The following is a 12172-nucleotide window of genomic DNA, read 5'->3' as shown; positions in this document are numbered from 1 at the left end:
GCCTTGTTACGGCCGGTTTCCGTGGCCAGCATGCCGCCGAGGACATGCTTTTGCGGAAGGCGGAAGTCCAGTATGTTTTGCCGAAATGCCGCTCGACAATCGCACGGTAGATCTGTTTCGGCCGTCGTCGCCTGTCCGGCACTCTCAGGCCGCGTGGCTCCGATGCCACCCGACGCGAAACGATCTAAAATTTCGTGCGGGCTTATGGTTTTGTAACATTGAACCCAAGATACGTCAATATGCCTGACATAAATTTCGCCACTTCGTCTCCCGACGCTGCCGTGCCCCGGCCGGCGGCCGATGACGGAGGCAATTTGCGCTGGGATATCATCGAGCTGCTCTTCTTCGCCTATCGCGATTTCGTCGGCGACCCCGACCAGGAGCTCGAGGCTTTCGGCTTCGGCCGCGCCCATCACCGGGTGATGCACTTCGTCTATCGCTATCCCGGGCTCAAGGTTGCCGATCTCCTCGACGTTCTGCGCATCACGAAACAGTCGCTCGGCCGCGTGCTCAAGCAGCTCCTGGATGAAGGCTATATCGTGCAGAAGACCGGCGACAATGATCGCCGCCAGCGTCTGCTCTATGCGACGCCGAAGGGCGAGGCGCTGGTGCAGAAGCTCGCCGGACTTCAGACCACGCGCATCACCAGGGCGCTTGCCGAGATGACGCCGCAGGACGCCGAGACCGTGAAGCGCTTCCTTCGCGCGATGATCGACCGCGACGATCCGGACAAGGTGCTCGAGACGATCTTCGCTTCCGTCAACCACGACGCCAAGGAGTGACCGTGCCGCTCGCTGCCACGCTCGCCCGCCCGCCGGTGCAACCCGCCGACGACGCCCCACATTTGCTTCTGGTCGATGACGACCGCCGCATCCGCGATCTGCTCTCGCGCTTTCTTGCCAGCGAAGGATACCGGGTCACCACCGCGGCGAGCGCTGGCGATGCGCGCTCGAAACTGCTGGGCCTGCATTTCGACCTCCTGATCCTCGACGTGATGATGCCGGGCGAGACCGGCTTCGACCTCGCCCGCTTCATCCGCACCTCCTCCTCGGTTCCGATCGTGATGCTGACGGCGCGGCACGAGGCGGAAGCCCGTATCGAAGGCCTGCAGATCGGCGCCGATGATTACGTGGCAAAGCCGTTCGAGCCGCGCGAGCTTGCGCTGCGCATCAACAACATCCTCAAGCGCGCCGCCCCGCCGCCGCAGGCCGCGACCGTGGAGAAGATCGCCTTCGGTCCCTACGTCTACCATCTGGAGCGCGGCGAACTGCGCCAGGGCGAGGAGGTCATCCACCTCACCGACCGCGAGCGCGAGATGCTGCGCATTCTCTCGGAGACACCGGGCGAGACCGTGCCACGTAGCGCACTGACCGGGAACGGCAGCGTCAACGAGCGCGCCGTCGACGTGCAGATCAACCGCCTCAGGCGCAAGATCGAGACCGATCCCGCCAATCCGCTATTCCTCCAGGCGGTGCGCGGCATCGGCTACCGGCTGGTGGCCTCGCCCTAACGCAGTGAAGCGCGCCAGATGAGCACGATCGATACCGGCCTGACGCTGCTCAAGAGCGCTGCCGGCCGCGTCTCCGCCGCCAATGGCTGGATGGGCAACGCGTTCAAGGGCTGGATGCCGACCGGCCTCTACGCTCGCGCGCTCCTGATCATGATCGTGCCTATGGTGATCCTGCAATCGGTCGTCGCGTTCGTGTTCATGGAGCGGCACTGGAACACGGTGACGCGCCGCCTGTCGGCCGCTGTGGTGCAGGACATCGCCGCACTCATCGACGTCTACAAGGGCTATCCGCAGGACCGGGATCGCGACCAGATCCGCCGCATCGCCCAGCAGCGGCTCGGCCTCGTCGTCGACTTCCTGCCTGCCGGCGATATGCCGCCGCCAGGGCCGAAGCCGTTCTTCTCGCTGCTCGACCAGACGCTGTCGGTGCAGCTCGGCCGCCAGATCGGCCGCTCGTTCTGGATCGACACGGTCGGCCGCTCCAATCTGGTCGAGATCCGCATCCAGCTGGACGATGCCGTGATGCGCGTGTTCGCGCAGCGCAGCGCCGCCTACGCTTCCAACTCGGAGATCTTCCTGTTCTGGATGGTCGGCACGTCGTCGATCCTGTTGATCGTCGCGGTGCTGTTCCTGCGCAACCAGATCAAGCCGATCCTGCGCCTCGCCGATGCCGCCGAAAGCTTCGGCAAGGGCCGCGAGGCGCCAAATTTCCGTCCGAGGGGCGCACGCGAGGTGCGGCGCGCCGCAGTCGCCTTCCTCGAAATGAAATCGCGCATCGAGCGCACGATGGAGCAGCGCACCGCGATGCTCGCCGGCGTCAGCCACGACCTGCGCACCATCCTGACCCGCTTCAAGCTCGAGCTCGCGCTGATCGGCGACAGCCCCGAGCTCGAGGGCATGCGCAAGGACGTCGACGAGATGTCCATGATGCTGGAGGACTATCTCGCCTTCGCCCGCGGCGATACCGGCGAGCAGTCGCAGCCGACCGACATGGCGCAGGCGCTCGAGGAGCTGCGCAGCGATGCCGAACGCCACGGCCACAGCGCAACCGTCGCCTTCCACGGCCTGCCTGTGGTGACGGTGAAGCCGGCCTCGTTCAAGCGCTGCCTCGCCAACCTCGTCACCAATGCGGCACGCTACGGCAAGAACATCGCCATCACCGGCCAGCGCGATCACCGCTATTTGACCGTCACCGTCGACGACGACGGCCCGGGCATTCCCGCTCACTTGCGCGAAGAGGTGTTCAAGCCGTTCCTGCGGCTGGACAACGCCCGCAACCAGGACGAAGGCGGCACCGGCCTTGGTCTCGCGATCGCCCGCGACATCGCCCGCACCCACGGCGGCGATATCACGCTCGGCGACAGCCCGATGGGTGGATTGAGGGCGAGCGTCCGGATTCCGGTGTAGCCGCCATGGCCCTACTTCGGAAGCAGCGCCTTCAGCTTGTCCATGTCGCGCACGTTCATCTTGAAGCCGCCGGGCATCACGATGTCGCCCGGCTTCTGGTCGGGCTTGCAAGCTCCTAACCATTTGGCTTGCAGCGTCATGGTGGTATCGCGCCCCGCCGCGCCGGCGACGCCGCCTTGCGCATGGGAGGTGGTCTTCATTGTATAGGCCGAATTGAAGTCGCCAGTGATCTCGGCATGCGACGTCGTGCTGACGCCCGCGACGCTGCACTCGGAATCGCTGACATAGCCGGTCGCGGTCTTCTTGATCTCCTGCTTGGCGCAAATCTGCTTGGCCATCGGGGAGACGTTGTTGCTCATCTCCTTGTCGACGGTCTCGTCGGTACAGTGCTGCATGGTCATCTCAGGCACGGGCGAGCCTGATGTGACCAGTTTCATTTCCCAAAGACCGGCCTTGCGCACCGGCAGGTCGTCGGTGCTGGCTCTGCCTGCGGAGAACACGAGGCAAAGCAGCGAGCCGAGCAAAGCGAGTTTGCGCGTCATGTGGAGGCTCCCGGCCGAGAATTGCGGCGTGACGACAGCGTCTCAGTAGAGCGTGCGGATCGGCTGCTCGGCGGCGCCATAGGGCACCCAGCGGCAGGAGAACGAGATGTAGCCGCCCTCATAGGGCTGCACGGCCAGGAATTTCACCACCTTGCCGTAGCGCGCGCAGTGATCGACCGCGACCTGACGCGCATCGACCTGGGTCGCCATCGAGTAAGCGATGATGCCGCCGGTGTCGTTGCCCTTGAACGGCGGCACGTAGTCGGCACGCGCCGACTGGCTCGCCATCATGCCCGGGACAACCAGGCTGGCAAGAAGGCCCGCGGCCGCAATGATTCGCATTCCCGTCACTCCAATTGGCTGGAGGGCAGTCTACGGTGCCGTGATCGCCATGAAAAGAACTGAAGCCCTGTGGGCGGCAGCGTTGCAGTCAACTCCTGGCCAAGTGTTGCCGCGCTGCACTTGACCTGCCCCGGCCTTCGCGTCACCGTCCGACCTTCGCAAGACTTGAGCTGTCTGGATTGACCATGCGCGCCCCCTCCCTGAAATCGCTTCGCTTCGCCGCCGTGCTCGGCCTCATGTTCGGAGCGCTGACGCTCGGCGAGGCCAAGGCTGCCAATCCGCTCGAGATGAATTTCTGGCTGAGCGGGCCGCGCTATGACGGCACTGTTGCCGATTGCGACAGGGCGCTGCCGACGATCGCCACCCAGTTCTGGGAGAAAGAAAGCTCGTTCTGGAATTCCCCTTTGAAGATCACCGGCTTCTCCGCCGTTCGCGAAGTCGCATTCCGCCCCTGGCAGTCCGACAACATTCCGCGCCGGTATTGCGCCGCCGACGCTATCCTCAATGACGGCAAGGTGCGCAAGGTGCATTTCTCGCTCATCGAAGACGGTGGCTTTGCCGGTTACGGCAATGGCGTCGAATGGTGCGTGGTTGGGCTCGACCGCAACTGGGCCTACAATCCGGCATGCCGCGCCGCCAAGCCCTGATTCGGACTGCGCTGGCTGCTCGACCGTGGCCGCATCAATTTTGTTCTTGAAATGTTCTCATCGCCTGCTAGGCTTGCTTGCACAGTCTAGTTGAGGGGCGTCGCCATGTTTCATTCCAGATTGCATTCATTCTCCCGCCTCGTGATCTCGCTGACCCTTTCCATGATGCTTGCTGCAGGCCTGGCCTCATTCGCAAGCGACGCAAGGGCTCAGGACAAGCGGCAGAACGCGCCCGGTGAATTCGATTTCTATGTGCTGGCGCTGTCATGGTCGCCCTCCTTCTGCGAGGAAGCCGCCGAGCGCGGCGGCCGTTCGCAGATGCAATGCGGCGGACGGCCCTATGCCTTTGTCGTGCATGGGCTATGGCCGCAATACGAGAGCGGTTTTCCGGAATATTGCAAGCGGCCGGCCCCGCGGCTGAATCGCAACATCGTCTCCTCCATGCTCGACTTGATGCCGGCGCCGGGCTTGATCTTCAACGAATGGGACAAGCACGGCACCTGCTCCGGGCTCGAGGGCCGCAGCTATTTCGAGACGATCCGGAAGGCACGGGCCGCGATCAAGATCCCGGCCGATTATCTCGATCTGTCGCAAGCCAAGACCGTCTCGCCGGCGGAGGTCGAGGAGGCCTTCGTCCAGGCCAATCCGGGTCTCAGCAATGCCGCCATCTCGGTCACCTGCAACCGGACACGGCTCTCCGAGGTCCGCATCTGCCTCAGCAAGGATCTGCAATTCCGCGCGTGCGACGAGATCGAACGCCGCGCCTGTCGCCGCGACCAGGTGACGATGCCACCGATCAGAGGTGGGTGAAGGCCGCCGTGGCGAGTTAGTACCGGACGGGAATCTCGTAGATTTCGGGTTCACACTTCGCGTGCCCCGGATTGACGGCAGTTACTTTCATCGCGCGATGTCGTAACTCTCCGCCATGAACTACCGACACGCCTTTCACGCCGGCAACTTCGCAGATGTCATCAAGCACATCGTGCTGGCGCGCATCCTCACTTATCTGCAGGACAAGCCGGCCGCATTCCGCGTCATCGATACCCACGCCGGCGCCGGCCTCTACGACCTCGATAGCGACGAGGCGCGCCGGAGCGGCGAGTGGCTGACCGGCATTGCGCGGCTGATGCAGGCGCGCCTGTCGAACGAGACCGCAGCGCTGACCAAGCCCTATCTCGACATCGTCCGTGCCTTCAATCCGAAGGGCGAGCTCAGGGCTTATCCGGGCTCGCCCCTGATTGCCCGGGGCCTACTCAGGCCGCAGGACCGGCTCGTCGCCTGCGAGCTCGAGCCGAAGGCACGCAAGGCTCTGATCGACGCGCTGCGCCGCGACGAGCAGGCCCGCGTGGTCGATCTCGACGGCTGGGTGGCACTGCCTGCCTTCGTGCCGCCGAAGGAGCGGCGCGGCCTCGTGCTGATCGATCCGCCCTTCGAGGCCAAGGACGAGTTCGAACGGCTTGGCGAAACCTTCTCGGTCGCCTTCGCGAAATGGCCGACCGGTATCTATGTAATTTGGTACCCCGCCAAGAGCCGGCGCGCCACCGACACGCTGGCCCAGACGGTGGCGCGGCTCGCAGCTGCAGCAAAACCGCCGGGAAAATGCCTGCGCCTCGAATTCAGTGTCGCGCCGCAGGCCGATAGCAAGGCTCTCACCTCCGCCGGGCTTCTGATCGTCAATCCGCCCTACACGCTACAGGGCGAACTCAAGACCATCCTGCCCGAGCTGGAAATGCCGCTGGGCCAGGGCGGAGCTGCCAGATTCCGACTTGAGGTGCCGAGGCCGTAACGCTTCGGCGTTCTTGGGAAAAATATGCAGGACCGGTAGTCAATCTGCAACGAACCGTATTATGCTGTTTCCGTGACTGGCTTTACGTTCCGCTTCCGCGAATGGTTGCGGCGGAGTGAAGGCCCTAAGAAAGATCCCGTCGGACCGATGAGGTCCGTCCAAGGATGGCCAGCTCCCGGGCTCCGTAACGCCCGGTCATGTCGCGACGTGAGTCTGCGTCGCGGCGGAGGAGCAATGAGGGGGAGTTTCCCGATGGCCATGACGGGAACGGTCAAGTTCTTCAACGGCGAGCGCGGCTACGGCTTCATCAAGCCTGACGACGGCGGTCGCGATGTCTTCGTTCACATCACCGCCGTCGAGCGGGCGGGACTGAAGGATCTTGCCGAAGGACAGCGTATTACTTTCGAAGTCGAACCGGACAAGAAGGGGAAGGGACCGAAGGCGGTCAATCTGGTGATCCTCTCCTAGCGGGTCCTGAGCAAAAAAATCCCGGCCGCAAGCGGCCGGGAGGCTGGTCCGGTATTTTCTTCTTCACTATCAGAAGTGATAGTTCACGCCTGCGCGCACAACGCTGGCGCTATAGCCGTTTGACACCCCCGTAATTGCGAACTGGCTCGTCGACAGATCGATGTAGAGATATTCGAGCTTGACGCTCCAGTTCGACGCAAGGCCCACTTCCGCGCCGGCACCGATGGTCCAACCCGCAGTCGTATGCGACTCCGCCCAGCCGAAGGTCTGGCCGCGCAACTCGCCGAAGGCGAGACCGGCGGTGCCATAGAAGAGAACGTTGCTGAAGGCATAGCCGGCGCGGCCGCGCAGGGTGCCGAACCACGGGTTGGAGAACTTCCACGGCGCAAAGGTGTCGTCGGCACCGGCCGCCTGGATGTCGCCCTCGACGCCGAACACCCACGGACCGTTCTGGAAATTGTAACCGGCCTGCACACCGCCCACGAAGCCCGACGGCTTCGTGGGGTTGTTGTCGACCGAGCCCCATTCATAGCCGATGTTGCCGCCGAGATAGGGACCTGCCCAGCTATAGGCATTGAGCGGCTGATTGACGGTGTAGGGCGCACGCTGCCCGTAATTGAGATCGGCGGCCGGTGCCGAAGCCGTCCAGCCGGCGGCGACCAATGCGGCTGCGCCCACAACGAGCCTCTTCATCACTCACTCCAACGCAACTGTCGCAACCCCTGGCGATGCCCGCGCCGCCGCGCCGGCCCGTCGCGTGGTTACGGAACCAAAAACTTTTCGCGTAGGATTTATCGAGAGTTTTAAGTTAAAGGGCTGTTAAGTCGGGTTACCGCCCGCTTAACAGAATTAAGGAAGCGTTACCGGGAACTGGCCGCCCTCCTCTGTGCGCGCCGCAGGGCCGGAACTTCAAATCGGCACCCCCAGCGCCTAAATTCGCACCATGGTTCACAATTCCTCCGACAACCGGGACGACCGCGCGCGCAAGTCGCCGCAGGCTGCCGCGAACGACGCGCCGCCCGAAGGGCTGGCAGCGCCGGACCTCGATCCCGCGACGGCAGGCGACGACGAGGACGATTCGCTGCTGCCGGATATCCTGGAAGAGAGCGGTACGGTCGGCGAAGGCCCACTGGCGAGCGGTCACGAGGCGATCGAACGCGCGGTTCGACTCGCCCCCACCTCGCCCGGCGTCTACCGCATGCTCAATGCCAACGCCGACGTGCTCTATGTCGGCAAGGCCAAGAACGTCAAAAAGCGCCTGTCCAGCTATGCGCGCCAGAGTGCGCCCCTTCCGGCCCGCATCCTGCGCATGATCGCGGCGACTGTGAGCGTTGAGATCGTCTCGACCACGACGGAGACCGAAGCGCTGCTGCTCGAGGCCAATCTCATCAAGCAGCTGCGGCCGCGCTTCAACGTCCAGCTGCGTGACGACAAGTCGTTTCCCTACATCCTGATCACCGGCGATCATTGGGCACCGCAGATTCTCAAGCATCGCGGCGCCCAGACCCGGCCCGGCCGCTATTTTGGCCCGTTCGCCTCCGCCGGCGCGGTCAACCGCACCATCACTGCGCTGCAGCGCGCGTTCCTGATCCGCTCCTGCACCGATTCCTTCTTCGAGAGCCGCACTCGGCCCTGCCTGCTCCACCAGATCCGCCGCTGCGCCGGTCCCTGTACCCGGGAGATCGACTTCGGCGGCTATTCAACTCTGGTGCGCGAGGCGAGCGACTTCCTGTCGGGAAAGAGCCATGCCGTAAAGCAGGAGCTCGCCGGCGAGATGGAGAAGGCGGCCGGCGAACTCGAATTCGAGCGCGCCGCGCTCTACCGCGACCGCCTCGCCGCGCTTTCGGCGATACAGTCCCAGCAGGGCATCAATCCGCGCACGGTGGAGGAAGCCGACGTATTTGCCATCCACCAGGAGGGCGGCTTCTCCTGTGTCGAAGTGTTCTTCTTCCGCACCGGCCAGAACTGGGGGAACCGGGCCTATTTCCCGCGCGCGGAGAAGACCTTTACGCCGGAAGAAGTGCTCGGCTCCTTTCTCGCCCAGTTCTACGACGACAAGCCGCCGCCGAGGAACATCCTGCTCTCGCACAAGATCGAGGAGAGCGAGCTGCTCGCCAATGCCCTCTCGATCAAGGCCGGTCACAAGGTCGAGGTCACCGCGCCCAAGCGCGGCGAGAAGAAGGAACTGGTCATCCACGCGCTGACCAATGCGCGCGAGGCGCTCGGCCGCAAGCTCGCGGACACCGCGACGCAAAGCCGTTTGCTCGAGGCCATGGCCGCGACGCTGAGCCTGCCGCACCCGCCCAAGCGCATCGAAGTCTACGACAACAGCCACATCCAGGGCACCAATGCAGTCGGCGCCATGGTCGTCGCGGGTCCTGATGGTTTCGTGAAAAATCAGTACCGCAAGTTCAACATCAAGTCGGAAGGACTGACGCCGGGCGACGATTACGCCATGATGCGCGAGGTGCTGGAGCGCCGTTTCAAGCGCCTGATCAATCCGCCCGAAGAGGGTGTAGCCAAGGGAAAGGACGACGACTTCCCGCAATGGCCCGACCTCGTGATCATCGACGGCGGCCGCGGCCAGCTCAACGCCGTCCGTGAGATCTTTGCAAATCTCGGCCTGACTCAGGTGTCGCTGATGTCGGTCGCCAAGGGGCCTGACCGGGATGCCGGCCGCGAGACCCTTTTCATGCCTGAACGCGAGGCCATCAAGCTCGAGCCGCGCGATCCCGTGCTCTATTTCATCCAGCGCCTGCGCGACGAGGCCCATCGCTTCGTCATCGGCTCGCACCGCAAGCTGCGCAAGAAGGACATCCGCGAGGCCGGTTTGCAGGAAATTCCGGGCATCGGCCCGTCACGCAAACGTGCCTTGCTGCACCATTTCGGGACCCTGAAGGAGATCGAACGGGCGTCGATCGCCGATCTCGGCAAGGTTCCGGGGGTGAGCGCCGAGAGCGCGCGCAGGATTTTCGAGTATTTCCATCCCCAGCCGGGGTGAACTAAAGGGGGACCGCGGTCATATGGTCGTCGTATCCCGCCCCCATCTGGGAAGCGGAACGGTTGACCTTCAGCCTTGAGCGGTATTGGTAGGACGGATGAACATCGCCACGACACGAGGGACGACCAGCCGCGCGATGTCCCTCCCCAACATCCTGACCTATGGCCGGATCGCCGCGATCCCGGTCGTGGTCGGATGCATCTATGCGCAGTCGATCCTGGATCAGCCGCTCTGGCTGCGCTGGCTCGCGGTCGCCCTTTTCATCGCGGCCGGGGTGACGGATTACCTCGACGGCTATTATGCGCGGATCTGGAATCAGCAATCGGCTTTCGGCCGCATGCTCGATCCGATCGCCGACAAACTGCTGGTCGCCTCCTGCCTGTTGATGCTCGCCGCCGACGGCATCATCCATGGCTGGTCGCTTTGGGCCGCCATCGTGATCCTGTGCCGCGAGATCCTGGTCTCCGGCCTGCGCGAATATCTGGCTGCGCTCCGCGTCAGCGTGCCCGTGACCAAGCTCGCGAAGTGGAAGACCACGGTCCAGCTGGTTGCGATCGGCTTCCTGATCGCCGGCCCGGCCGGCGATCAGGTGGTGCCGGTGGTCTCGATGATCGGACTGGCGCTGCTGTGGGCTTCGGCGATCCTGACCATGTACACCGGCTACGACTATTTCCGTGCCGGCATCCATCACCTCATCGAGGAGGACGAGGGATGAAGGTGAAATATTTCGCCTGGGTGCGCGAGCGCGTCGGCAAGGCGGAGGAGATCATCGAGCCGCCCGCCAGCGTGCGCACGGTGGAGGAACTGATCGCCTGGCTCTCCGGTCAGAGCGAGGCCTATGCGTATGCCTTCGAGAAGCCGAAGGTGATCCGCGCCGCGATCGACCACGCCCATGTCAAGCCGGACGCCGCCATCGCGGGCGCCCGCGAGATCGCGTTCTTCCCGCCCATGACGGGCGGCTAGGCTCATGACCTGCCCAGTCACCATCCGCATCCAGGAAGACGATTTCGACATCGCGCGCGAGATCGCGCTCCTGACCAGGAGCCGGACCGACATCGGCGCGGTCGTGAGCTTCTCCGGCATCTGCCGCTCCGACGAGGACGGCGCGAAGGTCGCCGCGCTGACGCTCGAACATTATCCCGGCATGGCGGAAGAAGAGATCGCGCGCCATGTCGGCGAGGCCACATCGCGCTGGCCGCTGAACGGCGTTACCGTCATCCACCGCGTCGGCCGCTTCATGCCGGGCCAGAACATCGTTCTGGTGCTGACCGCCTCACAGCATCGACAGGCGGCATTCCAGGCGGCCGAGTTCCTGATGGACTATCTCAAGACCAATGCGCCTTTCTGGAAGAAGGAAGAGAGCGCCACCGGCACGGGTTGGGTCGAGGCCCACATCCGCGACGACGAAGCCGCCGCACGGTGGACCCGATCCTGATGGCAAAGGTCGCGAAAAAGACCGTGCGCGGCCGCGCCGCGCCAAAGCTCGCGAAAGTCGGGCCAGGCGAGCTTCTGACGCTGCTCGATTTCGTCCGTTATGCGGTGAGCCGCTTTGTCGAGGCGAAGCTCGCCTTTGCCCACGGCACCACCGACCCTGTGGCGGAAGCCGCCTTCCTGGTCTGCGAGGCGCTGCATCTCACTCCCGACCAGTTCGAGGGCTTCGCTCATGCGCGCGTCACCGCGGCAGAAGGCAAGACCATCCTCGACCTCATCCATCGGCGCGTCACCACACGCAAACCTGCTGCGTACCTCGTCAACAAGATCTATATGCGCGGCCTGCCCTTCTATGTCGACGAGCGCGTCATCGTTCCGCGCTCCTTCATCGGCGAGCTCCTGGATTCGCATTTCGGCGGCGAGGACAATGCGGGCTCGCTGATCGACGATCCAACGGCAGTCGGGCGCGTGCTCGATCTCTGCACGGGATCTGGATGCCTCGCCATTCTCGCCGCGCATCATTTCCCGAACGCCGCCGTCGACGCTGTCGACATCTCCAAGGGTGCACTTGAAGTCGCGGCGCGCAATGTCCGCGAATACGGGCTTCAGCATCGGATCAGCCTCTACCGCGGCGACCTGTTCGCCCCCCTCGGCGATAACAGATACGACCTGATCATCACCAACCCGCCTTACGTCGACGCCGAAGGCATGGCGGCGCTGCCGCCTGAGTGCAGGGCGGAGCCGAAGATCGCCTTCGACGGCGGCGCCGACGGTCTCGACGTGGTGCGCCGCATCCTGCGCGAAGCACCCGATCACCTCACGCCGGACGGCGGGCTGATCTGCGAGATCGGCCGCGGCCGGGAATTGGTCGACGAGGCGTTTCCGGAGCTGCCGCTGCTCTGGCTGGACACCGAAGACTCCGAGGGCGAGGTGTTCTGGATTGCCGCCGCCGATCTCGGTTGAATCCTCACGACCGATCAAGCTCCGTCGGAACAAGTCAAATACCGTAACGTTCATCCCTCGACGAACTGTCTGTCT

At 64.1% G+C, this 12172-nt stretch carries 15 protein-coding genes; 12 read left to right on the top strand and 3 right to left on the bottom strand.

The window, feature by feature from the left end; all coding sequences use genetic code 11:
- Positions 1-239: 239 nt before the first annotated feature.
- The 3 genes from K408_RS0121335 to K408_RS0121325 are packed head-to-tail and all read left to right on the top strand — an operon-like array spanning position 240 to position 2917.
- Complete coding sequence (locus K408_RS0121335; RefSeq protein ID WP_024340456.1) at positions 240-782, top strand: MarR family winged helix-turn-helix transcriptional regulator; 543 nt, start codon at positions 240-242, stop codon at positions 780-782.
- Positions 779-1510 (top strand): response regulator, encoded by a 732-nt coding sequence (locus K408_RS0121330; protein WP_024340457.1) that lies wholly within the window; start codon positions 779-781, stop codon positions 1508-1510. Before K408_RS0121335 ends, K408_RS0121330 begins: the two co-directional genes overlap by 4 nt.
- A gap of 18 nt (positions 1511-1528) precedes the next feature.
- Positions 1529-2917 (top strand): ATP-binding protein, encoded by a 1389-nt coding sequence (locus K408_RS0121325; protein ID WP_024340458.1) that lies wholly within the window; start codon positions 1529-1531, stop codon positions 2915-2917.
- Positions 2918-2928: 11 nt separating this feature from the next.
- Here the strand turns inward: K408_RS0121325 and K408_RS0121320 are convergent, their stop codons facing one another.
- The gene (locus K408_RS0121320; RefSeq protein WP_024340459.1) at positions 2929-3459 is read right to left on the bottom strand and encodes a DUF3617 domain-containing protein; all 531 of its coding nucleotides are present in this window, start codon (positions 3457-3459) and stop codon (positions 2929-2931) included.
- Between the two features lie 42 nt (positions 3460-3501).
- On the bottom strand, positions 3502-3801 hold the full coding sequence (locus tag K408_RS0121315; protein WP_024340460.1) for a hypothetical protein: 300 nt from the start codon (positions 3799-3801) through the stop codon (positions 3502-3504).
- Positions 3802-3986: 185 nt separating this feature from the next.
- On the opposite strand from K408_RS0121315, the gene K408_RS0121310 reads away from it, so the two are divergent.
- From K408_RS0121310 to K408_RS0121295, 4 genes are all read left to right on the top strand, one after another.
- Positions 3987-4448 (top strand): hypothetical protein, encoded by a 462-nt coding sequence (locus K408_RS0121310; RefSeq protein WP_024340461.1) that lies wholly within the window; start codon positions 3987-3989, stop codon positions 4446-4448.
- A gap of 105 nt (positions 4449-4553) precedes the next feature.
- Complete coding sequence (locus K408_RS0121305) at positions 4554-5258, top strand: ribonuclease T2 family protein (protein WP_024340462.1); 705 nt, start codon at positions 4554-4556, stop codon at positions 5256-5258.
- A gap of 115 nt (positions 5259-5373) precedes the next feature.
- The gene (locus tag K408_RS0121300; protein ID WP_024340463.1) at positions 5374-6234 is read left to right on the top strand and encodes a 23S rRNA (adenine(2030)-N(6))-methyltransferase RlmJ; all 861 of its coding nucleotides are present in this window, start codon (positions 5374-5376) and stop codon (positions 6232-6234) included.
- Between the two features lie 252 nt (positions 6235-6486).
- Positions 6487-6702, top strand: coding sequence for a cold-shock protein (locus K408_RS0121295; RefSeq protein ID WP_008544396.1), 216 nt, complete (start codon positions 6487-6489; stop codon positions 6700-6702).
- Positions 6703-6771: 69 nt separating this feature from the next.
- Here K408_RS0121295 and K408_RS0121290 read toward each other — a convergent pair whose 3' ends face one another.
- The gene (locus K408_RS0121290) at positions 6772-7395 is read right to left on the bottom strand and encodes an outer membrane protein (RefSeq protein ID WP_024340464.1); all 624 of its coding nucleotides are present in this window, start codon (positions 7393-7395) and stop codon (positions 6772-6774) included.
- Positions 7396-7645: 250 nt separating this feature from the next.
- Between K408_RS0121290 and uvrC the strand changes: the two genes are divergently transcribed.
- The 5 genes from uvrC (at position 7646) to prmB (ending at position 12097) form a co-directional block, all read left to right on the top strand.
- Positions 7646-9703, top strand: a complete 2058-nt coding sequence (gene uvrC / locus K408_RS0121285) for an excinuclease ABC subunit UvrC (protein ID WP_024340465.1) — start codon at positions 7646-7648, stop codon at positions 9701-9703.
- 97 nt (positions 9704-9800) lie between these two features.
- The gene (gene pgsA / locus K408_RS0121280) at positions 9801-10418 is read left to right on the top strand and encodes a CDP-diacylglycerol--glycerol-3-phosphate 3-phosphatidyltransferase (protein ID WP_024340466.1); all 618 of its coding nucleotides are present in this window, start codon (positions 9801-9803) and stop codon (positions 10416-10418) included.
- On the top strand, positions 10415-10666 hold the full coding sequence (gene moaD / locus K408_RS0121275) for a molybdopterin converting factor subunit 1 (protein ID WP_024340467.1): 252 nt from the start codon (positions 10415-10417) through the stop codon (positions 10664-10666). Before pgsA ends, moaD begins: the two co-directional genes overlap by 4 nt.
- Before the next feature lie 4 nt (positions 10667-10670).
- Positions 10671-11138 (top strand): molybdenum cofactor biosynthesis protein MoaE, encoded by a 468-nt coding sequence (locus K408_RS0121270; RefSeq protein WP_024340468.1) that lies wholly within the window; start codon positions 10671-10673, stop codon positions 11136-11138.
- Entirely contained in the window at positions 11138-12097 is a 960-nt protein-coding gene (prmB, locus tag K408_RS0121265; RefSeq protein ID WP_024340469.1) for a 50S ribosomal protein L3 N(5)-glutamine methyltransferase, read from the top strand. Before K408_RS0121270 ends, prmB begins: the two co-directional genes overlap by 1 nt.
- The last annotated feature ends 75 nt before the right edge of the window (positions 12098-12172 follow it).

Origin of the sequence: Bradyrhizobium sp. in8p8 (assembly GCF_000426845.1) — a bacterium.
Classification (GTDB): Bacteria; Pseudomonadota; Alphaproteobacteria; order Rhizobiales; family Xanthobacteraceae; genus Bradyrhizobium; species Bradyrhizobium japonicum_C.
The sequence above is the reverse complement of the archived record's forward strand: the minus strand, read 5'-3'. Positions and strand labels throughout refer to the sequence as shown.